Source organism: Saccharothrix sp. NBAS 001 (assembly GCF_056640475.1).
The window spans coordinates 8,825,799-8,849,337 of sequence record NZ_CM153251.1; the positions used below are offsets into that span (position 1 = coordinate 8,825,799).

At 72.1% G+C, this 23,539-nt stretch carries 24 protein-coding genes; 6 read left to right on the forward strand and 18 right to left on the reverse strand.

Features of this window, described 5'->3' with window-relative positions; genetic code table 11:
• Positions 1 to 37: 37 nt before the first annotated feature.
• The gene (locus tag AC0HI0_RS39455) at positions 38 to 817 is read left to right on the forward strand and encodes an isoprenyl transferase (RefSeq protein ID WP_480928566.1); all 780 of its coding nucleotides are present in this window, start codon (positions 38 to 40) and stop codon (positions 815 to 817) included.
• 161 nt (positions 818 to 978) lie between these two features.
• Here the strand turns inward: AC0HI0_RS39455 and AC0HI0_RS39460 are convergent, their stop codons facing one another.
• Positions 979 to 1,308, reverse strand: coding sequence for a hypothetical protein (locus tag AC0HI0_RS39460; protein WP_480928567.1), 330 nt, complete (start codon positions 1,306 to 1,308; stop codon positions 979 to 981).
• A gap of 190 nt (positions 1,309 to 1,498) precedes the next feature.
• The gene (locus tag AC0HI0_RS39465) at positions 1,499 to 1,798 is read right to left on the reverse strand and encodes a hypothetical protein (protein ID WP_480928568.1); all 300 of its coding nucleotides are present in this window, start codon (positions 1,796 to 1,798) and stop codon (positions 1,499 to 1,501) included.
• 239 nt (positions 1,799 to 2,037) lie between these two features.
• Here AC0HI0_RS39465 and AC0HI0_RS39470 point away from each other — a divergent pair, with 239 nt between their 5' ends.
• Positions 2,038 to 3,276 (forward strand): DUF885 domain-containing protein, encoded by a 1,239-nt coding sequence (locus tag AC0HI0_RS39470; protein WP_480928569.1) that lies wholly within the window; start codon positions 2,038 to 2,040, stop codon positions 3,274 to 3,276.
• A gap of 453 nt (positions 3,277 to 3,729) precedes the next feature.
• A complete protein-coding gene (locus AC0HI0_RS39475; protein WP_480928570.1) occupies positions 3,730 to 5,019 on the forward strand; it encodes a PhoH family protein in 1,290 nt (429 codons plus the stop codon).
• A gap of 84 nt (positions 5,020 to 5,103) precedes the next feature.
• On the opposite strand, the gene AC0HI0_RS39480 is transcribed toward AC0HI0_RS39475, so the two are convergent.
• From AC0HI0_RS39480 to pdxR, 5 genes are all read right to left on the reverse strand, one after another.
• Positions 5,104 to 5,871 carry an ABC transporter permease gene (locus tag AC0HI0_RS39480; protein WP_480928571.1) on the reverse strand — a complete coding sequence of 256 codons (768 nt, stop codon included), beginning with the start codon at positions 5,869 to 5,871 and terminating at the stop codon, positions 5,104 to 5,106.
• Positions 5,868 to 6,839 carry an ABC transporter ATP-binding protein gene (locus tag AC0HI0_RS39485; protein WP_480928572.1) on the reverse strand — a complete coding sequence of 324 codons (972 nt, stop codon included), beginning with the start codon at positions 6,837 to 6,839 and terminating at the stop codon, positions 5,868 to 5,870. Before AC0HI0_RS39485 ends, AC0HI0_RS39480 begins: the two co-directional genes overlap by 4 nt.
• 95 nt (positions 6,840 to 6,934) lie before the next feature.
• Positions 6,935 to 8,374 (reverse strand): GuaB1 family IMP dehydrogenase-related protein, encoded by a 1,440-nt coding sequence (locus AC0HI0_RS39490; RefSeq protein ID WP_480928573.1) that lies wholly within the window; start codon positions 8,372 to 8,374, stop codon positions 6,935 to 6,937.
• 152 nt (positions 8,375 to 8,526) lie between these two features.
• Positions 8,527 to 10,059 carry an ATP-dependent DNA ligase gene (locus AC0HI0_RS39495; RefSeq protein ID WP_480928574.1) on the reverse strand — a complete coding sequence of 511 codons (1,533 nt, stop codon included), beginning with the start codon at positions 10,057 to 10,059 and terminating at the stop codon, positions 8,527 to 8,529.
• Positions 10,060 to 10,152: 93 nt separating this feature from the next.
• Positions 10,153 to 11,523, reverse strand: a complete 1,371-nt coding sequence (gene pdxR / locus AC0HI0_RS39500; protein ID WP_480928575.1) for a MocR-like pyridoxine biosynthesis transcription factor PdxR — start codon at positions 11,521 to 11,523, stop codon at positions 10,153 to 10,155.
• Between the two features lie 47 nt (positions 11,524 to 11,570).
• Here pdxR and AC0HI0_RS39505 point away from each other — a divergent pair, with 47 nt between their 5' ends.
• On the forward strand, positions 11,571 to 12,470 hold the full coding sequence (locus AC0HI0_RS39505; protein WP_480928576.1) for a DMT family transporter: 900 nt from the start codon (positions 11,571 to 11,573) through the stop codon (positions 12,468 to 12,470).
• On the opposite strand, the gene AC0HI0_RS39510 is transcribed toward AC0HI0_RS39505, so the two are convergent.
• Complete coding sequence (locus tag AC0HI0_RS39510) at positions 12,409 to 13,803, reverse strand: class II fumarate hydratase (protein WP_480928577.1); 1,395 nt, start codon at positions 13,801 to 13,803, stop codon at positions 12,409 to 12,411. The genes AC0HI0_RS39505 and AC0HI0_RS39510 overlap by 62 nt on opposite strands.
• A gap of 81 nt (positions 13,804 to 13,884) precedes the next feature.
• Here AC0HI0_RS39510 and AC0HI0_RS39515 point away from each other — a divergent pair, with 81 nt between their 5' ends.
• Positions 13,885 to 14,856: an NAD(P)/FAD-dependent oxidoreductase gene (locus tag AC0HI0_RS39515; RefSeq protein WP_480928578.1), complete on the forward strand. Its 972-nt coding sequence runs from the start codon at positions 13,885 to 13,887 to the stop codon at positions 14,854 to 14,856.
• A gap of 15 nt (positions 14,857 to 14,871) precedes the next feature.
• Here the strand turns inward: AC0HI0_RS39515 and AC0HI0_RS39520 are convergent, their stop codons facing one another.
• The 8 genes from AC0HI0_RS39520 to AC0HI0_RS39555 form a co-directional block, all read right to left on the reverse strand.
• Positions 14,872 to 15,297, reverse strand: a complete 426-nt coding sequence (locus tag AC0HI0_RS39520) for a L,D-transpeptidase (protein WP_480928579.1) — start codon at positions 15,295 to 15,297, stop codon at positions 14,872 to 14,874.
• Positions 15,298 to 15,353: 56 nt separating this feature from the next.
• The gene (locus AC0HI0_RS39525; RefSeq protein WP_480928580.1) at positions 15,354 to 15,716 is read right to left on the reverse strand and encodes a L,D-transpeptidase; all 363 of its coding nucleotides are present in this window, start codon (positions 15,714 to 15,716) and stop codon (positions 15,354 to 15,356) included.
• A 480-nt stretch (positions 15,717 to 16,196) separates the two neighbouring features.
• Positions 16,197 to 16,964, reverse strand: coding sequence for a S1 family peptidase (locus AC0HI0_RS39530; protein ID WP_480934490.1), 768 nt, complete (start codon positions 16,962 to 16,964; stop codon positions 16,197 to 16,199).
• Positions 16,965 to 17,083: 119 nt separating this feature from the next.
• Positions 17,084 to 18,139: a class II fructose-bisphosphatase gene (gene glpX, locus AC0HI0_RS39535; protein ID WP_480928581.1), complete on the reverse strand. Its 1,056-nt coding sequence runs from the start codon at positions 18,137 to 18,139 to the stop codon at positions 17,084 to 17,086.
• Between the two features lie 49 nt (positions 18,140 to 18,188).
• On the reverse strand, positions 18,189 to 18,398 hold the full coding sequence (locus AC0HI0_RS39540) for an exodeoxyribonuclease VII small subunit (protein ID WP_015098253.1): 210 nt from the start codon (positions 18,396 to 18,398) through the stop codon (positions 18,189 to 18,191).
• Positions 18,395 to 18,802: a sugar ABC transporter substrate-binding protein gene (locus tag AC0HI0_RS39545; protein WP_480928582.1), complete on the reverse strand. Its 408-nt coding sequence runs from the start codon at positions 18,800 to 18,802 to the stop codon at positions 18,395 to 18,397. The genes AC0HI0_RS39540 and AC0HI0_RS39545 overlap by 4 nt, the downstream gene beginning before the upstream one ends.
• Positions 18,783 to 20,036: an exodeoxyribonuclease VII large subunit gene (xseA, locus tag AC0HI0_RS39550; protein WP_480928583.1), complete on the reverse strand. Its 1,254-nt coding sequence runs from the start codon at positions 20,034 to 20,036 to the stop codon at positions 18,783 to 18,785. The genes AC0HI0_RS39545 and xseA overlap by 20 nt, the downstream gene beginning before the upstream one ends.
• On the reverse strand, positions 20,033 to 20,632 hold the full coding sequence (locus AC0HI0_RS39555; protein WP_480928584.1) for a lipid droplet-associated protein: 600 nt from the start codon (positions 20,630 to 20,632) through the stop codon (positions 20,033 to 20,035). The genes xseA and AC0HI0_RS39555 overlap by 4 nt, the downstream gene beginning before the upstream one ends.
• A 64-nt stretch (positions 20,633 to 20,696) precedes the next feature.
• Here AC0HI0_RS39555 and AC0HI0_RS39560 point away from each other — a divergent pair, with 64 nt between their 5' ends.
• Positions 20,697 to 21,641, forward strand: a complete 945-nt coding sequence (locus AC0HI0_RS39560) for a 4-hydroxy-3-methylbut-2-enyl diphosphate reductase (RefSeq protein WP_480928585.1) — start codon at positions 20,697 to 20,699, stop codon at positions 21,639 to 21,641.
• A 187-nt stretch (positions 21,642 to 21,828) separates the two neighbouring features.
• On the opposite strand, the gene AC0HI0_RS39565 is transcribed toward AC0HI0_RS39560, so the two are convergent.
• Positions 21,829 to 22,551, reverse strand: a complete 723-nt coding sequence (locus AC0HI0_RS39565; RefSeq protein WP_480928586.1) for a DUF6542 domain-containing protein — start codon at positions 22,549 to 22,551, stop codon at positions 21,829 to 21,831.
• Positions 22,552 to 22,592: 41 nt separating this feature from the next.
• The gene (locus AC0HI0_RS39570) at positions 22,593 to 23,528 is read right to left on the reverse strand and encodes a DNA recombination protein RmuC (protein WP_480928587.1); all 936 of its coding nucleotides are present in this window, start codon (positions 23,526 to 23,528) and stop codon (positions 22,593 to 22,595) included.
• Positions 23,529 to 23,539: the final 11 nt, after the last annotated feature.

Sequence of the window (23,539 nt, forward strand, 5' to 3'; positions counted from 1 at the left end):
GGCGTGACCGCGCCCACCCGGCGTACGCTCTTCCAGCGTGGGTCTTCGCGAACGGGTCAAGAGCGTCCTCCTCAAGGGTTACGAGTTCCGCCTCAACCGATGGCTCGACGGCAAGCAACGACCACGCCACGTCGGCGTGGTGCTCGACGGGAACCGGCGGTGGGCCAAGGAGGCCGGGTTCACCGACGTCGCGCACGGGCACCGGGCCGGCGCGCGGAAGATCCTGGAGCTGCTCACCTGGTGCCGCGAGGCCGAGGTCGAGGTGGTCACGCTGTGGATGCTGTCCACGGACAACCTCAACCGGCCCGCCGAGGAGTTGGGGCCGCTGCTCGACATCATCGCCGACATCGTGGACGAGATCGCCGAGCCGGGTAACCCGTGGCGGGTCCGGCACGTCGGGGCGATGGACCTGCTGCCGACGGAGACGGCGGCCCGGCTGTCCGCCGCGTCCCTGCGGACCAGGGGGCGGACGGGGCTGGAGGTCAACGTCGCGGTCGGGTACGGCGGTCGGCAGGAGATCGCGGACGCGGTGCGCAAGCTGCTCCAGAAGCACGCGGAGTCCGGCGGGACGATCGAGGAACTCGCCGAGGTGCTGGACGTCGACCACATCGCCGAGCACCTCTACACGTCCGGGCAGCCCGATCCCGACCTGCTCATCCGCACGTCCGGTGAGCAGCGGTTGTCGGGGTTCATGCTGTGGCAGTCGGCGCACTCGGAGTTCTGGTTCTGCGAGGCGTACTGGCCGGAGTTCCGGCGGACGGACTTCCTGCGTGCGCTGCGCGACTACGCGATCCGGCACCGGAGGTTCGGGTCCTGACGGTGTCGGGTCCTGACGCTGTCCGGGGCTGACGGTGTCGGGGGCTGTGGCGTGCGGTGGTGTGGCGTGCTGCGGGGTCCGGGTGTGCTGGACGCCGGAGGGGCGCCCCGCTGAGGCGCCCCTCCGTGATCCGGGATGAGCCCCGGACTTGTCCGCGAGGGTCAGCCCGCGCTGTTGCCACCCACGTTGCCGTCGTTGCCGTCGATGATGACGCCGGTCGAGCAGTTCTGGGCCGCCTGCGGCGAGCCGACCGGGGCGACGAGGGCGAGCACGCCGACGTTGTTGTTGCACACGCCCACGGGGACGTTCACGTTGTTGTTGTTCAGCACCGACAGCAAGCCGTCGCTGTTCCACTGGTGCGCGTCACCCGAGTGGCTGTGGCTCGTCGAGTCGTCCCAGTCGTGGTCCGCGGGCTCGCCGGCGAACGCGGGCGAACCGAGCATCATCAGACCGGCCGCGATGGCGGCGACAGCGCCTGCCTTCTTCAGCACGTCAGTCTCCTTGGGGTAGTTGTCCGACCGGGCGGAAAAATATCCGACATCCGGTGCAGGGCCGTGCATTCCAACACTATTGTGTGAATATCGGCGCGTCGTGCGTTGCCGACTGTGAACGACCGCCAGGGGCGTCACCCGGGGTGATTACCGGGACGCCCCTGGCGGGTGTTCTACGCGAGGCTGAGAGTCAGCCGCCGACGTGGTTGCCGCCGACGTTGTTGTCGTCGCCGTCGAGGATGCCACCGGTCGCGCAGCTGCCCGTGATCTGCGGGGACGCGGCCGGCACGATCGCGGAGAGCACGCCGATGTTGTTGCCGCACAGCCCGATCGGGACGTTCACGTTGTTGCCGTTCAGGGCGCTGATCAGCGGCCCGCTGTTCCACTGGTGGACGTCGTATTCGGCGTCGTGGCCCGCGGCGAACGCGGGGGAGCCGAGCATCATGAGGCCCGCCGCGATGGCGGCGACAGCGCCTGCCTTCTTCAGCACTTCAATCTCCTTCGTGTCGGGAATTCCCCGTACCTTTCCGGAGTCTTCGGGGATCTCCGGACGCTGGGGTCCTCGGCGGAAAAGTTACCGAAGGGCAACGCCGATTGGGGCGTTATAACACCATTGTGTGACCCCGGGATTGGCCACTGTCCCCTGTTCGGATGTTCTTTCTTTTGCGGTTCGCCGCCACGCACCTCACCGTGGTACCGCCGCCGATCAACTCGTAAGCTCCTCTGCTCATGGACGGCAACGCGCTGGTGCGGGAGTACCTGGCCCTCGGGCTGCGCCTGGACCGGCTGCACCCCGGCCTGGTCGACTCGTACACCGGCGACCAGGCGCTGCGGCGCGCCGTCGACAACGAAACCCGACCGCACCCCGCCGCGCTCGCCGAACGGGCCGGCCTGCTGCGCCGCGAACTGCCCGGCACCGGGCTGGCGGCCGAACGCAAGCGCTTCCTGGCCGCCCACCTGACCGCCCTGGAGTGCACCGCCCGCAAGCTCGCCGGCGTGCGCGTCGGGTTCGTGGAGGAGGTGCGGGCCTACTTCCAGGTGGACGTGGTGCCCGGCAACCCGGACGAGTACCGCCGCGCGCACGCCCGGCTGGACGAGGTGCTGCCCGGGCACGGCTCGCTGCGCGAGCGGCTGGCCGACCACCGGGTGGACGAGACGGTGCCGCCGCGCAAGCTCGACGCCGCCGTGCGCGAGCTGTCCGAGGCCCTGCGCGACCAGGTGCGGCGGCACTACGCGCTGCCCGAGCACGAGGCCGTGGAGTACCGGGTGGTCAAGGACAAGCCGTGGAGCGGGTTCAACTACTACCTGGGCGACTTCCGGTCGCGGGTGGCGATCAACGCCGACCTGGGCCACCGGATGTCGGGCCTGCCGCACCTGGTCGCGCACGAGGCGTACCCCGGCCACCACACCGAGCACTGCCGCAAGGAGGTCGGGCTGGTCGGCGAGCGCGGCCACTCGGAGCAGTCCCTGTTCGTCATCAACACGCCGCAGTGCCTGATGGCCGAGGGCATGGCCGAACTGGGCCTGTACGCCGCGGTGGGGCCGGGCTGGGGCCGCTGGACCGAGCGGATCCTGCGCGGGGTGGGCCTGCGGATGGAGGGCGACCAGGCCGAACGGGTCGAGGAGGCGGTGTCCGGGCTGGTCGGGGTGCGCCAGGACGCGGCGCTGATGCTGCACGACCGGCGGGCGTCGGAGGACGACGTGGTGGCGTTCCTGCGCCACTGGCTGCTGATCCCGGAGAGCCGGGCGCGCCAGATGCTCCGGTTCCTCGGCGACCCGCTGTGGCGGGCCTACACCACCACCTACGTGGAGGGCGCGCGGCTGGTCCGGGCGTGGCTGGACGTGCGCCCACCGACTGGGACGCCGGCTGAGCGTTACCTGAGACTTTTGGACGAGCCGCTGGTTCCCGAAGCCCTGCGGGAGGAGCTTCGGGAGGGGGTTCCCCGGCTGCCGCGCGACCCTGGGTAGTCGGCGACTGCCGTCCGGCGGATGGCCGCTGAGCTGCGTGGACGACGTCCGGTCCGGGGGTGGTGACGGCCGGTTGCCGTAGCCGCAGGGCCGATCCGGTGATCTTGCCGCCGATTTGCGGGTTCGTGACGAATTGGCGAATCACCTGTGTGGCTGCCTGCAAACCGGGTGCTTGCGGAGGTAACTTCCGACTGGCGGGCCGCGTCCACTGCGGACCGCGCAGGGAGGCCCCGAACGTGGCGATGAGCACGAGGGGGCCGGCACCCGGCCCTCGTGGTCGGCGCGCCTGAGGCGTGCTGGTCGATCGGGGTGGTGCCTGGCCCAGCGAGGAGCGGACGCGGGTGCCGCGTTCGTGAAGGAGTTGCCGTGAACGCACGACGACCCGCGAGCCGTTCCTCAGGCTCATCGCGCAGCACTTCCCGGCGCCGTGGCGCGCCGACGACCCTCACCTACGTGGTGGACACGTCCGTGCTGCTCTCCGACCCCCTGGCCATGACGCGGTTCGCCGAGCACGAGGTCGTGCTGCCGCTCGTGGTGATCAGCGAACTGGAGGGCAAGCGGCACCACCCCGAGCTGGGCTGGTTCGCCAGGGAAGCGCTGCGCCTGCTCGACGACCTCCGGCTCAGCCACGGCCGGCTGGACCACCCGGTCGCCATCGGCGACCTCGGTGGCACCCTGCGCGTCGAGCTGAACCACTCCGACCCGGAGGTGTTGCCCGCGGGTTTCCGCACGGACTCCAACGACGCCCGGATACTGGCCTGCGCGCTCAACCTGGCCGCTGACGGCAACACGGTCACCCTGGTCACCAAGGACATGCCGCTGCGGGTCAAGGCCGGCGCGGTGGGCCTGGCGGCCGAGGAGTACCGCGCGCACGACGTGACGCTGTCCGGGCACACCGGCATGTCGGACGTCGACGTCGACCAGTCCCTGGTGGACGCGCTCTACCGGGACAGCGTGGTCGACCCGGCCGAGTACGACCTCGCGCACGTCGCCGAGCTGCCGTGCCACAGCGGCCTGCGGCTGCTGGCGGGCACGTCGAGCGCGCTGGGCCGGGTCACCGCCGACAAGCGGATCCGGCTGGTGCGCGGCGACCGCGAGGCGTTCGGCGTGCACGGCCGGTCCGCCGAGCAGCGGGTCGCGCTGGACCTGCTGCTGGACACCGAGGTCGGCATCGTCTCGCTGGGCGGACGAGCCGGCACCGGCAAGTCGGCGCTCGCGCTGTGCGCGGGCCTGGAGGCGGTCATGGAGCGCCGCCAGCACCGCAAGGTCGTCGTTTTCCGCCCGCTGTACGCGGTGGGCGGCCAGGAGCTGGGCTACCTGCCCGGTTCCGAGTCCGAGAAGATGCAGCCGTGGGCGCAGGCCGTGTTCGACACGCTCGGCGCGCTGGTCAGCCAGGACGTGGTGGAGGAGGTCATGGACCGGGGGATGCTGGAGGTCCTGCCGCTGACCCACATCCGGGGCCGGTCGCTGCACGACTCGTTCGTGATCGTCGACGAGGCGCAGTCGCTGGAGCGCAACGTGCTGCTCACCGTGCTGTCCCGGCTGGGCACGAACTCGCGGGTGGTGCTCACCCACGACGTGGCGCAGCGGGACAACCTGCGGGTCGGGCGGCATGACGGCGTGGCGGCGGTGATCGAGAAGCTGAAGGGGCACCCGCTGTTCGCCCACATCACGCTGACCCGGTCGGAGCGCTCGCCGATCGCGGCCCTGGTCACCGAGATGCTGGAGGACTACGCGTCCTGATCCGACCTGGCGGAAGGGGGCTCCCCGGCGGGGGAGCCCCCTTCCGCCGTCGTCCACCGGGGGCGCGGTCAGCCGGGGGCGCGGTCAGTCGAGGGCGCGGCGCATGAACCCGCGCATCCCGAGCGCGCCGAAACCGAGGATCGACGCGACCAGCACCACCAGGCACACCCACAGCGGCATGTGCGGGACGCCCGGCGCGAGCACCGCCCGGGTGCCCTCGCTGACGTAGGTGAGCGGGTTGAGCGCGCACAGCACCTGGAACCACCGCAGGCTCCCCAACTGCGGCCACGGGAACTGCGCCGAGCCCGTGAACAGCAACGGGGTGAGGATCACCGCGAACATCACGTTGATGTGCCGAGGCGACACCGCCGTGCCGATCACCATGCCCACCGCCGCGCCCGCCAGCGAGCCCAGGACGATCACCAGCAGCGCGGGCGCGATCCCGGCCAGTGGCCACGAGACGTCGAGCATGACGAACCCGATCGGGATCATCAGCACCGCCGCGAGCAGCCCGCGCAGCGCCCCGAACACCATCTTCTCCACCGCCACCAGCGGGATCGGGATGGGCGCGAGCAGCCGGTCCTCGATCTCGCGGGTCCAGGAGAAGTCCAGCACCAGCGGCAGGGTGGTGTTCTGCAACGCGCCCAGGAAGCCGTTCATGGCCACGATGCCGGGCAGCAGCACGGCCGCGAAGTCGCCCTGCACGAACCCGATGTCGCCGAGCACCTTGGCGAAGATGAACAGGATGAAGAACGGCTGGATGATCACCTGCGCGAGGAACGCGGGCAGTTCCCGGCCGGTGACGAAGACGTCCCGCCAGAGGATGGCGTTGAACGTGCGCAGCGCGGTCATCGCAGCTCCCGGCCGGTCAGGTGGATGAACACGTCCTCCAGGCTCGGCTTGCCGATGGCCAGGTCGGCCACCGCGCCGCCGTGCTCCTCGACGATCCGCAGGACGTCCGGCAGCGCGACGGCCGGCGTGGTGTCGGTGTAGAGGCGGAACAGGCGGGCGTGCTCGTCGGCGACGGCGATCCGCTCGACCCGCCGCACGCCCCGCACTTCGGACAGCGCCCGGTTCAGCGGGTCGTGGCCCGCGTCGTCGAGGGTGACCGTGACGCTCAGCGTGGTGCTGCCGGGCAGCGTGCCGGTGAGCGCGGCGGGGGAGTCGAGGGCGAGCAGCTTGCCGTGGTCCACGATGCCGACCCGGTCGCAGAGCTTCTGGGCCTCGTCCATGTCATGGGTGGTCAGGACGACGGTCACGCCGTCGCCGCGCAGCGCCGCCACCCGATCGTGCACGAACAGCCTGGCCTGCGGGTCGAGACCGGTCGACGGCTCGTCGAGGAACAGCACCTTCGGCCGGTGCATCAGCGCGCGGGCGATCATCAGCCGCTGCGCCTGCCCGCCGGACAGCTTGTCCACCAGCGACTTCGCGTGCTCGGCCAACCCCATCCGGTCGAGCAGCCCGTCCGCCAGCCGGGTGCGCTCGGCGCGGTCCAGACCGTGGTAGGCGGCGTGGAACAGCAGGTTCTGCCGGACGTTGAGCGCCCGGTCCAGGTTGTTGCGCTGCGGCACGACCGCGAGCAGCCGGCGCGCCCCCTGCGGGTCGGCCACCACGTCGACGCCCTCCACCAGGGCACGGCCCGACGTCGGCCGGACCCTGGTGGTCAGCACGCCCACGGTGGTCGTCTTGCCCGCCCCGTTCGGGCCGAGCAGGCCGAACACCTCGCCCCGGTGCACCGTGAACCCGAGGCCGTCCACCGCCGGTTTCCGGCCGCCTTTGTAGACCTTCACCAGGTCCGACACCACTACGGCTTCGTCCACGGGCAACAGCCTAGGCAGGCGGCGCAACCGGTTCGGGGGATCGCGAAACCCCGACCGGCGCGGGAAGCCCGCGACCAGCGGCGGGGAACGCGAGGTCACCAGCCGGAGGGCAGCGGCCGTCCTTCCGCGAACCCGGCGGCGGACTGGATGCCCAACGTCGCCCGTTCGTGGAACTCCTCCAGCGTGCCCGCGCCCGCGTACGTGCACGCCGACCGCACGCCCGCCGTGATGGAGTCCAGCAGGTCCTCGACGCCGGGGCGGGTCGGGTCCAGCCGCATCCGGGAGGTCGAGATGCCCTCCTCGAACAGGCCCTTCTTGGCCCGCTCGAACGCGTTGTCGCCCTGCGTCCGCGCGCTGACGGCCCGTTTCGACGCCATGCCGAACGACTCCTTGTAGAGCCGGCCCGACTCGTCGCGCTGGAGGTCGCCGGGCGACTCGTAGGTGCCCGCGAACCAGGACCCGACCATGGCCGCGCTGGCACCGGCCGCGAGCGCCAGGGCGACGTCGCGCGGGTGCCGGACGCCGCCGTCCGCCCACACGTGCTTGCCCAGCGCACGCGCTTGCGCCGCGCACTCGGCGACCGCCGAGAACTGCGGCCGGCCCACGCCGGTCATCATCCGGGTGGTGCACATCGCGCCCGGTCCGACGCCGACCTTCACCACGTCCGCGCCCGCCTCGACCAGGTCGCGCACGCCCTCGGCGGTGACCACGTTGCCCGCCACCACGGGGACCGTCGGCGAGGCCGCGCGGACCGCCCGCAGCGCGGACAGCATCTTCTCCTGGTGGCCGTGGGCGGTGTCCACGACGAGCGTGTCGACGCCCGCCTTCAGCAGTTCGGCGGCCTTCGCGCCCACGTCTCCGTTGACGCCGATCGCCGCCGCGACCCGCAGCCTGCCCTCGGTGTCCACCGCCGGCGTGTAGACGTCGGCGCGCAGCGCGCCCAGCGCCGTCATCACGCCGCGCAGCCGGCCCTCGGCGTCGACGCCCAGCGCGACCCGCTGCGTGCCGCCGTGCAGGCGGGCGAACACCTCGCGCGGCGGGGTGTCCAGCGGCAGCGTGACGATCCGCTCGTCGGCGACGTCGTGCAGCCGGGTGAACCGGTCCACGCCGGAGAGCGCGGCCTCGTCCACCACGCCGGCGGGCCGGCCGTCCTCGTCGACCACGACGACCGCGCCGTGCGCGCGCTTGTGCAAGAGGTTGTGGGCGTCGGCGACGGAGTCGCCGGGGTGCAGGGTGAGCGGGGTGTCCCAGACCGCGTGGCGGTCCTTCACCCAGGAGACGATCTCGGCGACCGCGTCGGGCGCGACGTCCTGCGGCAGCACCACCAGCCCGCCGCGCCGGGCGACGGTCTCGGCCATCCGCCGGCCCGCGACCGCGGTCATGTTGGCGACCACGACCGGGATGGTGGCTCCCGTGCCGTCGGAGGTCGAGAGGTCGACGCCGAACCGGGATTCCACGGCCGATCGGCCGGGCACCAGGAAGACGTCGTCGTAGGTCAAGTCGTAGCCGGCCCCATGGCCTTCGATGAATCGCACGAGACTTTGACACTACCCGCCGCCGGCCGGTTTCGCCCTTGGCCGCGACCACCTGTTCGGGCCGCGGAAAACCGGCGTGGGATTGGAGGATCCTCCAAGCCGGGGCGTGCCGGCGCCCCGGGACGCGAGCACCCCTCGCGGTCCGGGCGGGGTCAGGTGGCTGCGGCGGTGCCCGCCCGGGGGAGCAGGGCGCGGACGGTGTCGATCGTGTCGGCCTCGGCCGGGTCCTTGTCGGGGCGGTAGCGGAGCACCCGGGCGAAGCGCAGGGCCACGCCGCCGGGGTACCGGGGGCTCACCTGGACGCCGTCCAGCTCGATCTCGATCACCAGTTCCGGGCGGACGGTCACCACCCAGTCGCCCCGGTCCACGGCGATCTCCTGGAGCTTCCCGGTCTGCCACGCCAGGAGTTCGTCGGTCAGGCCCTTGAACGTCTTGCCCACCATGACCGGCGGGCCGCCCTCCGGGTCGCGCGCGCCCAGGTGCAGGTTGGACAGCAGGCCCTTGCGGCGACCGCTGCCCCACTCGACGCCCAGCACCACCAGGTCGAGGGTGTGCACCGGTTTCACCTTCTGCCACGCGCGGCCGCGGCGGCCGGCGGCGTAGACCGAGTCCAGCGACTTGACCATGACGCCCTCGTGGCCCGCCGCCATGGCGGCGTCGAGGACGGCGGCGGCCCGGGGCTCGTCGGGCTCGACCACGCCCGGGATCACGTGGTCGCCGGCGGCTTTGCGCAGCGCGGTGAGGCGCTCGCGCAGCGGGTCGTCGAGCAGGTCCACGCCGTCCAGGTGCAGGCAGTCGAAGAAGAACGGGCTCAGCAGCAGGGAACGGGTGTCGCCCTCGGCCCCGAGCAGCGCGCCGAACCTGCTCATCGTCTCCTGGAACGGCCTGGGCTTGCCGTCGTCGGTCAGGGCCAGCGTCTCGCCGTCGAGCACCACCGACTCGCACGGCAGGCCGCGCACCAGCTCCACCAGCTCGGGGACGGTGTCGGTGATCTCCCGCAGGGTGCGGGTGAAGACGTGCACCTCCTCGCCCGCGCGGTGCACCTGGATGCGCGCGCCGTCGAGCTTGTGCTCCACCACGCACGCGCCCAGCTCGGCCAGCGCCTCGGGCAGCGACTCGGCGGGGGAGGCCAGCATCGGCCGCACCGGGCGGCCCACCTCCAGCCGGAACGCCGCCAGCGCCGCCTCGCCCTCCCGGGCCGCCACCGCCGTCGCGGGCAGGCTGCCGGAGAGCATGAACGCCCGCCGGACCACCTCGCCCGGCACCTCGACGGCCCGCGCGATCGCGTCCACCATGACGCCCTCCAGCGCGCCCTGGCGCAGCTCGCCGGTGAGCAGCCTGCGCAGGAAGTCCTGTTCGGCGGCGGTCGCGCGGGTGAACAGGGCGGTCAGCGCCTCGGCGCGGCGCTGCACCGCGCCCTTGCCGGAGATCGACGCGTACTCGCCGAGCGCCGCGTCCACCTCCTCGACGGTCAGGCCCGGCTCGGCGGCGGGCGGCGGCGCGATGTCGAACACGGTGCGGTAGCCGGCCCCGATGCGGCCCTGGCTGGGCACGCCGATCAGGAACGACACGACGGCAGGCGTGCTCATCCGGCGCACCAGCTCGGCCAGGGCGGCGACCTTGGCCAGGCGGGAACGCGTCGCCCCCACGGTGGCGGACGTCTCGACTACCTCGCTGAACAACACACCGACCATGGTGCACCGGGGTACCGACAATTCCGCGCGTAGCACCGGTGAACACTTCTGGGTGAACTACGGGGGTGGGTCGGTTTCGGCAGGTCAGAGCGCTTCCGGCAGTTCGTGGACGGCTTGCCGGAGGCGGTCGGGGGTGAGCGCGGCGTAGCCCAGGACCAGGCCGGGGAACGTCGGCCGCCGGCTGTAGTTCGCCAGCGCCGGGGCGTTCACGCCGCGCCGCGCGAGCCGTTCCTGGACCGCCAGGTCGTCCACGCCGTCCGGCAGCCGGACCACCACGTGCAGGCCGGCGGCGACGCCGATCGGCGTCCAGTCGGGCAGCACCCGGGACAGCTCGTCGAGCAGCGCGTCCCGGCGCGCCCGGTAGAGCTGCCTGGTGCGCCGCAGGTGCCGGTCGTAGCCGCCGGTCTTGAGCAGCTGCGCGAACGCCGCCTGGTGCAGCGTGCCGGTGCCCAGGTCGTCCAGGCGTTTGCGCTCCACGATGGTGTCGCGCAGGTCGGGCGGCAGCACCAGCCAGCCGAGCCGCAACGCGGGCGCGAGGACCTTGCTGGCGCTGCCCTGGTAGATCACGCGGGACGGGTCGAGCGCCTGCATCGCGCCCATCGCGGGACGGTCGTAGCGGTGCTCGGCGTCGTAGTCGTCCTCGATGACCACGCCGTCGTGGGCGCGCGCCCAGTCCAAGAGCGCGTGCCGCCGTTCCGGGTGCAGCACGACACCGAGCGGGAACTGGTGCGCTGCGGTCACGAGGACCGCGCGGCAGTCCGTCGTGGACAGCACGTCGACCTGGATCCCCTTGTCGTCCACGGGGATCGGCTCGATCGCCAGGCCGTGCGACGCGAGCATGTCGGCCGCGCCGAAGTGGCTGGGCTCCTCGATCGCCACGCTGGTGTGCCCGGCGGCCTTGAGCACCCGGCCCATCAGCGAGATGCCCTCGGCGGCCCCGTTCACCACGACCACCTCGGACGGCCGGGTGGCGACCGCGCGCACCCGGCCCAGGTAGTCGGCCAGTTCGGCGCGCAGCAGCGGGAACCCGGCCGGGTCGGGGTAGCCGAGTTCGTCGGTGGACAAGGCGAGCAGCGCGGTCTTCTGCGCCTGCAACCACTCGTCGCGCGGGAACGCGTTGAGCGCGGGCAACCCCGGGCGCAGGTCGAACCGCCACCGCTGCGCGGGGTCCGGCGCCCGTTCGAAGGTGTCGGGCCACGAGCACGCAGCGGTCACCGTGGTGCCGGAGCCGCGTTTGGCGACCAGGTACCCCTCGCCGATGAGCTGCGTGTACGCGGAGGTCACCGTGCCGCGTGCGACGCCGAGCTGGTCGGCGAGGTCGCGGCTGGACGGCAGCCGCGTGCCCGGCCGCAGCCGGCCGTCGCGGACCGCACGGCGCAGCCCGGACTCCACGGCACGTCGGCCGGTCAGCCCGGGGAGCAGCAGCTCGCGATAAGTGGTCCAGTTGGTGGCCATCGAAGTGGAGCTTAATCCTGGACCACTCGTCGGTGAGGGTGAGCGGCATGAGAATCGCCATCGCATCCGGCGCGCTGACCTCGGTGATCGTGGGCGCGTCCGTGCCCGTCACCGGCCTGCTCCAGGACTACCCGCTGCTCACCGGTCAGGCCATGCGGTACGCGTTGGGCGGGATCGTGCTGCTCGTGTGGACGTTGTCGCGCGGCGGACGGCTCGTGGTGCCGTCCGGGCGCGACTGGGTGGCGTTGGGCGCGCTGGTGGTCACCGGGATGCTCGGGTTCAACGCGTGCGTGCTCTACGCGCAGCGGTACGCCGAACCCGGTTTCGTGGCCGCCGTGCTGGGGGCGAGCCCGCTGGTGCTGGCGCTCGTCGCGCCCTTGGTGGCGGGCAGGCGGCCCGCGCCCGCCGCCGTCGTGGGGGCGACCGTGGTGGTGGCGGGCGTGGTGCTGCTGTCCGGCGGGGGCGCGTGGCACGGGCCGGGGCTGGTGCTGGCGGTGCTCACGATGCTCGGCGAGGCGTCGTTCACGCTGTTCGCGGTGGGTGTCGTGCGCCGGCTGGGCGGGGTCGCGGTGGCCACCTGGTGCTGCCTGCTGGCGGCGGTCGCGGGCGGCGTGCTGGGGACGTTCTTCGGCGGGTGGCAGGTGCCGACGCCGACCGAGGGCGCGTCGCTGGCGGTGCTGGGGGTCGTGCTGACCGCCGTGGCCTTCGGGCTCTGGTACTTCGCGGTGGACCGGCTGGGCGCGGACCGCGCCGGGGTGCTGATCGGGCTGATGCCGATCGCCGGGCTGGCCGCGTCGGTGGTCATGGGGGTCCAGGAGCCGACCGCCGTCGCCGTGCTGGGCGCGACGGCGGTCGCCCTGGGGTGCGTGATCGGGCTGCGCCGGGTCAGCGACCGCCCCGCGCCATCCGCAGCACGTCCAGAGCCTCGTCCAGCTGTGCCTCGGTGAGCTTGGCGGGCACGTGGCCGCGTTCCAGCACCACCTCGCGGATGGTCTTGCGCTCCTTGAGGGACTGCTTCGCGATCGACGCCGCCTCCTCGTAGCCGAGGTAGCGGTTGAGCGGGGTCACGATCGACGGCGACGACTCGGCGTACTCGCGCAGCCGGTCCACCTGCGGTTCGGCCCCGGCCAGCACCTTGTCGGCGAGCAGCCGGGACACCGCGGCCAGCAGGCGCGCGGACTCCAGCACGTTGCGGGCGATCACCGGGAGCATCACGTTGAGCTGGAAGTTGCCCTGCGAGCCCGCGAACGCCACCGCGGCGTCGTTGCCGATGACCTGGGCGACCACCATCATCGTGGCCTCGGAGATCACCGGGTTCACCTTGCCCGGCATGATCGAGGAGCCCGGCTGGAGGTCCGGCAGCGCCAGCTCGCCCAGACCGGTGCGCGGTCCCGAACCCAGCCAGCGCAGGTCGTTCGCGATCTTGAACAGGCCGACCGCGGTGGTCCGCAGCTGGCCGGAGATCTCGACCACGCCGTCCTGGGTGGCCTGCGCCTCGAAGTGGTCGCGGGCCTCGGCCAGCGGCAGGCCGGTCACCTCGGCCAGCTCCGCCGAGACGGCCGCGCCGAAGCCCTCGGGCGCGTTGAGGCCGCTGCCCACCGCCGTGCCGCCGATCGGCAGCTCGGCCAGCCGGGGCAGGCTGGAGGCGAGCCGCTCGGCCCCGTACCGGACCTGCGCGGCCCACGCCCCCGCCTCCTGGCCGAGCGTGACCGGCACCGCGTCCATCAGGTGCGTGCGACCGGACTTGACCAGGTCGGACCACTCGGCGGCGCGGGTCTCCAGCACGCCCGCCAGGTGCTCCAGCGCCGGGATCACGTCCGTCGCCACGGCTTCGGTCGCGGCCACCCGCAGCGTCGTCGGGAACGTGTCGTTGGACGACTGCGAGGCGTTGACGTGGTCGTTCGGGTGCACGTCACGGCCGAGCGCGCGGGTCGCCAGGGTCGCGATGACCTCGTTGGCGTTCATGTTCGAGGACGTGCCGGACCCGGTCTGGAACACGTCCACCGGGAAGTGCGCGTCGTGCTCGCCCTCGGCGACCTCGTCGGCGGCGGCCGCGATCGCGCCGGCCACGTCCGCGTCCAGCACGCCGAGCCGCTGGTTCACCCGCGCGGCAGCGGCCTTGAGCAGACCGAGGGCCCTGATCTGGGACCTCTCCAGGCCGCGCCCGGACACCGGGAAGTTCTCCACCGCGCGTTGCGTCTGCGCGCGCCACAACGCGGCGGCGGGCACCCGGACCTCGCCCATGGTGTCGTGCTCGACGCGGTACTCCTGTTCAGCCATACCACCGAGTTTGCACCGCGATTTCGAGCTTGGCCCAGTAAAGGATGGGCACAGTGGGCTGCGACACCTATGGTCGAAGTCATGGACCTAGAGGTCGACCTGCTCATCGTCGGAGCCGGACCCACGGGGCTGTTCGCGGCTTACTACGCCGGATTCCGAGACTTGTCCGTGGCGCTGGTTGATTCGCTGCCGGAGGCCGGCGGTCAGATCACCGCCATGTACCCGGAGAAGATGATTTTCGACGTGGCCGGGTTCCCCGCCGTGCGCGGGCGCGAACTGGTCACCGCGCTGGTCCGGCAGGCGGACCAGTGGCAGCCCACCTACCTGCTCGGCCGCCAGGCCCGCACGCTGTCCACTGTGGACGAACGGCTGGCGGTCGGGCTCGCCGACGGCGGCGTCGTGCACGCCCGCTCGGTGCTCGTGACGGCCGGGATCGGCGAGTTCAAGCCACGTCCGCTGCCCGCCGGCGACGGCTGGCTCGACCGCGGCGTGGTGCACTTCGTGCCCACCCTGAACGTCCACACCGGACAGGACGTCGTGGTGGTCGGCGGCGGCGACTCGGCGTTCGACTGGGCGCTGGCGCTGCACCCGATCGCCGCCAGCGTGACCGTCGTGCACCGCCGGGCCACCTTCCGCGCCCACCCGCCGACCGTGCGGCAGGTGCGCGACCTGGGCGTGGAGATCATCACCGACGCCGAGGTGCTGGCCCTGCGCGGCGAGGGCCGGGTGGCCGAGGTCGAACTGGGCCTCAAGGGCGGCGACCGCAAGGTGCTGCCCGCCCAGGCCGTGGTCGCCGCCCTCGGGTTCACCGCCGACCTCGGGCCGATCGAGACGTGGGGCGTGGAGCTGGACCACCGGGCGATCGTGGTCGACTCGACCATGCGGACCGCCCGCGACCGGGTCTACGCCGCCGGCGACGTCGCGCAGTACCCCGGGAAGGTCAAGCTCATCGCCACCGGCTTCGGGGAGGCCGCCACGGCGGTCAACAACATCGCCGTGGCGCTCAACCCCGAAGCCCACCTGTTCCCGGGGCACTCCAGCAACGCGGGCTGACCGGCCCGGGTCCGACTACGGGACGACCTGGACCTGCTCACCCACGAACAGGTTGTCGAAGAACGTCACCGCGGCCTCGTGCGACAGGTGCACGCAGCCGTGCGACAGGTCCGACAGGCTGCCCTCGTGGAACGCGATGCCGTCGTTGGTGAAGTACACCGAGTACGGCATCGGCGCGTTGAACGGCACGCTCCAGTCGTCCTTCACCTTGCGCAACACCGGGAACGTGCCGGTCGGCGTCTCGTAGCCCGGCCGACCGTGCGTGACCGGGACCGGTCCGTAGCTCAACGTGCCGTTGTAGATCAGCCACGCCTCGTTGGTGGACAGCCTCAGGCACGCCCCGTTGTCGATCGAACAGGGCGTGCCGGGTGCTGCCTGAGCGGGTGCCGCGAAGCCGAATACCAGGGCCAGCGCGGCGATGACAGTGCCGAGCTTCCTCATCCGAATCACCCCTCGATCGTCGTGTACCCGTTCGAGGCATGATCCAACCTGCGGCCTTACGCGACCACCTGAACCTGTTCACCCACTCGGAGGTTTTCGAAGTAGGTGATGGCCGCCTCCATCGACAGGTGGATGCACCCGTGCGACGGGTCCGTGAGGCTGCCCTCGTGGAACGCGATGCCGTAGTTCGTGAAGTACGTCGAGTACGGCATCGGTGCGTTGTAGGGGCGGCTCCACTCGTCCTTCACCTTGTACAGCACGGGGAAGTAGCCGGTGGGCGTCTCGTAGCCGGGCCGGCCGGAGGTGATGGGCACCGGGCCGTATTCCACCTTGCCGCCGCCGATCAGCCACGACTCGTTGGTCGAGAGCCGGATGCACGCGCCTTCCGTGATGTCGCACGGCGTGCCCTCGACGGTCACCGGAGGAGGCGGCGGAGCGGGCTGGGGCGTGGGGGTGGCGGACGACGACGTGGGCGCGGGCTCGGTCGAGACCGGAGCGGTCGGGACGGGAGCCGATGAGGCGGGAGCCGACGTGGGCTGCTCCGCCGAACCGGAGGCCGGGGAAGTGGCGGCCGGGGAGGTGGACGGGGGCGCGTCGGACGACGGGGGTGGTGTCGGCGACGGGCCCGAGGCGGCCGGTTGGGCCGTACCGCACGCGGTGAGTCCCAGGAAAGCGATTGCCACCAGCGCTGTCTTACGCATTTCGCGCACCCCCAAGGTTGTTGCTGTTCTGCCCTGGAGACGCCATCGATCAGGGGTTGGTTGCCGTGCGCCGATAACGAATCGGCCGCCGGGACGCGACGGTTCCGCACCGCACAAGAGGGCCGCCCCGCGTGGACGGGACGGCCCTCTCGTCAGGACACCGGTTGTCTAGCTGTGGTGCACGGCTTCACCGCGTGGTTACACCGAGCCCGCGTACTGGCTGATCCACGAGCGGAAGGACGGGACGTCCATGTAGATCGACGGACCGGTCGCGCAGGTGGAGCTGCTGTTGCCGGCGCGGCTGGTGGCGCCGATCAGCTGCCACGCACCGCCGACCTGCTTGATCTGCGGGCCACCGGAGTCGCCGTAGCAGGCGCCCGCGCGACCACCGGGGTTGTTGGTGCAGATCTCGTAGGCACCGCTGATGCCCTGGCAGCTGCCGTCCGCCACGATCGACGTGTTCAGCTCCTGGAGGGTGACCGGCGCGCCGCCGCAACCGCGCGGGGCGCAGGTCTGGCCCCAGCCGATGATGCGGGTGGCGGTGCCGGTCGCACCGGAGGCCGACGCCACCGCGATCGGCGTCTGGGTCACGTTCGTGGACAGCCGCAGCAGGGCGATGTCGTAGCTCGGGTGCAGCACGATCTGCGCGCCGGAGGCGGTCGAGCCGCCGCTGGAGCGGTTGGTCGAGCCGACCCGGACGCGGACGCCGGACGCGGACTGGCCCTGCAGGCAGTGCTTGGCCGTCACGACCCAGTTGGCCTTGATCAGCGAGCCGCCGCAGAAGTGGCTGCCCGAGGTGCTCTGGAGCGAGACCATGAACGAGTAGACCTGGGTCGCGTTGCCGCCGCCGACGATGTACGGGGTCACGCCGCCGTCCGTCGTCGGGGCCGCCGCCGCGCTACCGACGGTGGCGAGCGCGGCACCGGCCGCGACCGCGAAGGCGGTGAGCAGGGTACGAACCTTCATCATTTCCTCTCCGTGCCCGGAGCAGGGAGGCCAGGGCACGAATCGGAAACTAGGGACGTATGGCGCTCTGTGACTACAGCCGTTCGGCCGGTAACGCCCCCTTGACTGTTAACAGACGGTTACGGGAGTGGGGGCAGTGCGGACTCGTCGGCGGGGTGCGGGTCGAAGTCGACCGAGGAGTACTCGCGCAGTTTGGTCAGCCGGTGGAAGCCGTCGATCATGCGGACCGTGCCGGACTTGGACCGCATCACGATGGACTGGGTGGTGCACCCGCCGGCGCGGTAGTGCACCCCGCGCACCAGGTCACCGTCGGTGACGCCGGTCGCGCAGAAGAACACGTTGTCTCCTCTGACCAGGTCATTTGTGAGGAGCACTCGCTCCAGATCGTGACCGGCGTCGATCGCCTTCTGGCGCTCGTCGTCGTCCTTCGGCCACAGCCTGCCCTGGATCGCGCCGCCCATGCACTTGAGCGCCGCCGCCGCGATGATCCCCTCGGGCGTTCCGCCGATCCCGACGAGCAGGTCGATGCCGGTGTTCGGGCGGGCCGCGGAGATCGCGCCGGCCACGTCGCCGTCGGAGATGAAGTGGATACGAGCGCCCGATTTCCGGACATCCGCCACGATGGACTCGTGCCGCGGGCGGTCCAGGATGCACACCGTCACGTCGGACACGTCGCTGTGCTTGGCCTTGGCCACCCGGCGGATGTTCTCGCCGATCGGCACCGTGATGTCGATGACGTCCGCCGCCTCCGGCCCGACGGCCAGCTTCTCCATGTAGAACACGGCGGACGGGTCGAACATCGCACCCCGCTCGGCGACCGCGAGCACCGCCAGCGCGTTGGGCATCCCCTTGGCCATCAACGTCGTGCCGTCGATCGGGTCCACCGCGACGTCGCAGTCGGGGCCGTCGCCGTTGCCGACCTGCTCGCCGTTGAACAGCATGGGCGCCTCGTCCTTCTCGCCCTCGCCGATCACCACCACACCGCGCATCGACACGGTGCCGATCAGCTTGCGCATCGCGTCGACGGCCGCGCCGTCACCGCCGTTCTTGTCGCCGCGCCCCACCCAGCGCCCGGCGGCCATCGCCGCGGCCTCGGTGACCCGGACGAGTTCGAGCGCGAGATTCCGGTCGGGGGCTTCGCGACGACGCTCGGACGGGCTGCTGCTGGACACCATGACGTTCCTCCATGCGATTACCGGCCGGTAGACCAATCCTCGCACGGTGTCAGGCGTCGGCCACGTCCTCCTCGGTCACAGCGAGTGCTTGATCGATCCGTTCACGGGCTCCCGCGAGCTGCCGTTCACAGGTCTTCGCGAGCGCCTCGCCGCGCTCCCACAACGCCAGCGACTCCTCCAGCGACAGGCCGCCCGCCTCCAGCCTGCGGACCACCTCCACCAGTTCGTCCCTGGCCTCCTCGTAGCCCGGCTCGCTCACCTGGACAGCTTCCCCAATCGGTTGCGGACGTGCACCACGACGGTCGCCACGGCCTGGTCGTAGCCGACGAACGCCTCCGCGAACTCGGCGCCGTCACCTTCTCGCACCGCGTCGTCGATGCGGCGCTCGGCCTCCGCGACCCGCCGCCGGTGCACCGAGCCGTGCGAGAGCCACCAGCGCGTCCCGGCGTAGGCCGAGGTCGCCTCGGAGAGGGCTTGGAGCCGGCCGATCAACACCTGGCCGCCGGACGTGCAGCCCGCCACCAGGGACAGCCAGCAGTCCGCCGCGGCGCGGTCCGCCGCCTCCGCGCGGTCACGCACCGTGCGCGCCCCGTCGTCGTCCGCGCTGCCGGCGGCGGCCGTCGTCAAGGGCAGGAACGTGGGTTCACGTGCCGGATTCGGCACCACCGCCTCCTTCCTCGGCTTCCCGGACGACCGCGTGCACCGCGCCGTCCGCGACCCGCACCCGGAGGTGGGCGCCGGCCGGCGCGTCGGAGACCGACCGGAGCACACCGTCCACCCCGTCGGGGGTGACCAGTTGCACCACGGCGTACCCACGGGCCAGCGTGGCGGCCGGTCCGAGGGTCGTCAAGCGGGCAGTGGTCGCGATCAGCCCGGACCGCTCTGAATCGAGTCGGTTCCGGATCGCCCGCCGACCCCGCTCCCGCCACTGCTGCACGTCCTGCCCGCGCCGCTCCAGCGGGCCGTGCGGGTCGGAAAGCGCAGGTCGGGTGCGCAGCGCGGTGAGCAGCTTGCGCTCCCGGTCCACCCAGCCGTGCAACGCGCGCCGGCTGCGGTCGCGCAACTGGCGGACCTTCTGGGTTTCCTCCGCCACATCCGGCACCACCCGCTTGCCCGCGTCGGTCGGCGTCGAGCAGCGCAGGTCCGCCACGTGGTCGACCAGCGGGCTGTCCGGCTCGTGGCCGATCGCGGACAGCACCGGCGTGCGGGCCTGCGACACCGCGCGGCACAGCGCCTCGTCGGAGAACGGCAGCAGGTCCTCCACGCTGCCGCCGCCGCGGGCCAGCACGATCACGTCCACCTCGGGGTCGCGGTCCAGGGTCGAGAGCGCGGTGAGGATCTGCGTCACCGCCATCGGGCCCTGCACGGCGACGTTGACCACCCGGAAGCGCGCGCCCGGCCAGCGGTTGCGGGCGTTGGTCAGCACGTCCCGCTCGGCGGCCGACGCGCGCCCGGTGATCAGCCCGATCTTGTTCGGCAGGAACGGCGGCCGGCGCTTGCGGCGCGGGTCGAACAGGCCCTCGGCGGCGAGCAGCTTCTTCAACCGCTCGATGCGCGCCAGCAGCTCGCCGATGCCGACCGCGCGGATCTCGTCCACGCGCAGGCTCAGCGTGCCCCGGTTGGGGAAGAAGTTGGGCTTGCCGTGCACCACGACCCGGCTGCCCTCGGTGAGCTGGAGGTCGCGGACCAGGTTGACCGGCGCGGTCAGCGTCATGGACATGTCCACCGACGGGTCGCGCAGGGTCAGGAACGCGGTGGCCGTGCCGGGGCGCGCGCTGAGCTGCGTGACCTGGCCCTCCACCCACACGTCGCCGAGGCGGTTGATCCAGTCGAAGATCTTGCGCGCGACGGTCCGGACCGGCCAGGGGTTCTCGGGGCTGGACTTCTCGTCGGTCACGGGGTGTCGGTGCTCACTTCCGGGCTCACTTCCGGGCCGGCTTCCGGGCTCACTTCCGGGCTCACTTCCGGGCCTTCGGCGCCGGTGCCGCCGGTCGCGTCGAGGTTCGCGATCCGCCGGGCGAGCATGCCGGTGAACTCCGGCCGGGCCGCGTGGGCGCGTTCGTGCCGCAGGAGCAGCTCCAGGTCCGGCGCGGACAGCGTGCGCAGGCGGGCGCGCAACTGCGGCAGGGTCAGCTCGTCGTAGTTCGGCAGCACGGTGGGCGGCGCGGTCTGCTCGTCGGCGGCCAGCGCGTGCTCCTCGGCCTCCCACGGGTCCTCGTCCGCTTCGCCCGAGGGGCCGCCGGCGGGCTCGTCGTCCTCGTCGAACGTGGCCCACTCCGGCTCCTCCTCGACCGGCCGCAGCCCGGCGAGCGCGTCGTCGCCCTTGATTGCGAGTTCCGTCACCTGCTGCTGGATCCGCATGGAGAGCTGCAACGCCTCGCTGACCACGGTCACCGGCAGCCCCGCCAGCTGCTGCGGGAGCTTCCGGGCCTGCTCGACGGCGGTGACCGCCAGTCCCGCGGCGAGGCGGACGGGCAGCGGAAGTGGCTTCATGGCCTCTAGCCTGCCGCAGTCGGGCGGCCGATGCCTACCTGCGGCCCGCCCGTACCCTGGTGGCATGGACAAGCGAGTGCTCCTGGCCAAGCCGCGCGGCTACTGCGCCGGTGTGGACCGTGCGGTCGTCACCGTCGAGAAGGCGCTTGAGCAGTACGGCGCCCCGGTGTACGTGCGCAAGGAGATCGTCCACAACAAGCACGTCGTGGAGACCTTGTCCAAGCGCGGCGCGATCTTCGTCGACGAGACCGACGAGGTGCCCGAGGGCGCGCTCGTGGTGTTCTCCGCCCACGGGGTGTCGCCGATGGTGCACCAGGAAGCGGCCGCGCGTCAGCTCCGCACCATCGACGCGACCTGCCCGCTGGTGACCAAGGTCCACAACGAGGCCAAGCGCTTCGCGCGCGAGGACTACGACATCCTGCTGATCGGCCACGAAGGACACGAAGAGGTCGAGGGCACGGCGGGCGAGGCCCCCGAGCACATCCAGCTCGTGGACACCGCGGCGGACGTGGACAAGGTCGTCGTGCGCGATCCGTCCAAGGTGGTCTGGCTCTCCCAGACGACGCTGTCGGTGGACGAGACGATGATCCGGGTGCGGCAGCTGCAGGAGCGGTTCCCGGACTTGCAGGAGCCGCCGTCCGACGACATCTGCTACGCCACGTCCAACCGGCAGACCGCGGTGAAGACCATGGCGCCCGAGTGCGACCTGGTGCTGGTGGTCGGGTCGAAGAACTCGTCCAACTCGGTGCGGCTGGTCGAGGTCGCGCTGCAGGCGGGCGCGCGGGCGTCGTACCTGGTCGACTACGCGAACGAGGTCGACCTGGCGTGGCTGGAGGGCGTGACGACGGTCGGCGTGACCTCGGGCGCGTCGGTGCCCGACATCCTGGTGATGGAGCTGCTGGAGTTCCTGGCCGGTCACGGCTACGGCGACGTCGAGGAGATCACCACCGCCAACGAGAAGATCGCCTTCGCGCTGCCCCGTGAACTCCGCAAGGACATGGTGCGCTGACGCGGTGAAACGCAGCAGGCCCCCGCGACGCCACGTGCGCTGCGGGGGCCTTTCGCTGTCCGTTCCGACCAGGGTCCGTGCGGTCGACGGGCTGTTCTCGTGCCGGGCCCGTCGTTCGCCACACGCGGTCTACGGGCCGTCAGGCGGGCGCTGCGGGCCTGTGCGGCGGCCGGCGCTCGGCGGGGGCTCAGTCCTCGTCGCGCGGACGTGGACGGCGCTGTGGGGGCCGGCCTGCCTTGCCCGGTTCGCGGGGCTGGCGGGGCCGGTCGCCGGACTGCGGGCGGGGGCGCTTGGGGCGCTCGTCGCCCGCGGGTGCGGGCTTGCGGCGGGGACGGGCCTCGTCGTCGCGCGCAGCGGCCTCGCGGGCGGCGGCCGGGCGCTTCGGGCGGTCCTCGGCCGGGGCGGGCCTGCGCTTGGCGGCGCGCACGTCCTCCTTCGCCTCGCGGCGCTCGTCCTTGGTGAGGCGGTTCGGGTCCTTCTGGATCGTCACCCGGACGATGCCCAGGATCACCGTGCACGCCGTGGTGATCGCCATCGCCGGGAACCCGTCGATCAGCGTCAGGCCGACGGCGGCCAGACCGCCGGACGGCAGCCCCTGCGTGAAGATCACCATCGCCGGCACCACGATGGCCAGGACCAGGGGCGGCTGCACGACCGGACCGAACATCGAGCGGCGCTCCACGAACACCACCGCGCCCACCGCGCCCACGAAGAACGTGATGGCGAACACCCAGCCGATCGTCTTCGCCGCGGAGCTGACGTCGATGTAGGTGCCCACGATGGCCAGCACGAACGTCCCCAGCACGGCCGCCCACCAGGGCAGACCGCGAAACGAGCCGAAGAGGGCGCGGTCGTTCCAGCGGACGGGGTCGAGTTCCTCGTCCTCCGGCTCGCGCGTTGCAGCGGTCACGCCCACTCCTCGTTCGGCTTCGACTCCGGCCACACACTCTATTACGCCTCGCGGGCGTCCAAGGGTGCACTGATGCCCTCGTCGGTTCGCCGGACGACCCCGATGGGCGTCGGACTGGACGACGCCGCCGTCAACGGCTCCACCGCCGCGCGGAAGCCCTCCAGCGCGTCCAGCTCGCGCCGACGTGCCGAAAGGAAGCGCTGGAGGTGCGTGCTGGACAGGTTCACCGCGTCGATGGCGCTGTCCGCCGCACGGTGCGCACGGGACGCCTGTGCGCGCACCTGCTCCACGTCGTCGGCCAGCGCGCGGTCGGTCACCGCGAACATCGCGGCGGAGGCGATCACCGCGAACCCGGTCGGCCCGCACAGGAAGATCCGCCGGTCCAGCAGCCACCGCAGCAGCTCCGGGTCGGTGTCCAGCGCGGCGACCACGGCGCCGTCGTTGGGCACGAACATGATCGTCCCGTAGATGGCGTCCGCCCAGCGCTGGTAGCCCTTGCCGGCCAGCTCGGCGGCGCGCGACCGGATGTTGCGCACGTGCACGCGCAGCGCGTCGGCCCGCTCGGCGGGGTCGTCGGTCTCCACCGCCTCCGCCCAGGTCGCCATGCTCATCTTGGCGTCCACCGGCACCTGTCGGCCCCCGCCGACGTCGAGCACGAGGTCGGGCCGCACCGAGCCGCCGCCGGCCACGTCCACCTGGAGCCGGAAGTGCACGCCCTCGCGCAGCCCGAGCGCCCGCGCGGTCTCCACCAGCACCTGTTCGCCCAGCTCACCGCGTCCGCTGACGGACGAGAACGCCACCTCGTAGCGCTGGAGCGCGACCCGGGTCGCGTCGCCGCGCTCGCGTTCCCGCTGCACGGCGGCGAGCGCGGCGTCCACCCGCCGGACCCCGTCCTGGTAGAGCCGCCACAGGAACACCAGCGCACCGGCGAGCAGGAGCGCCACGACCACCGCCGCCGTGCTGAGGACCTCCGTCATGTCCCGATCAT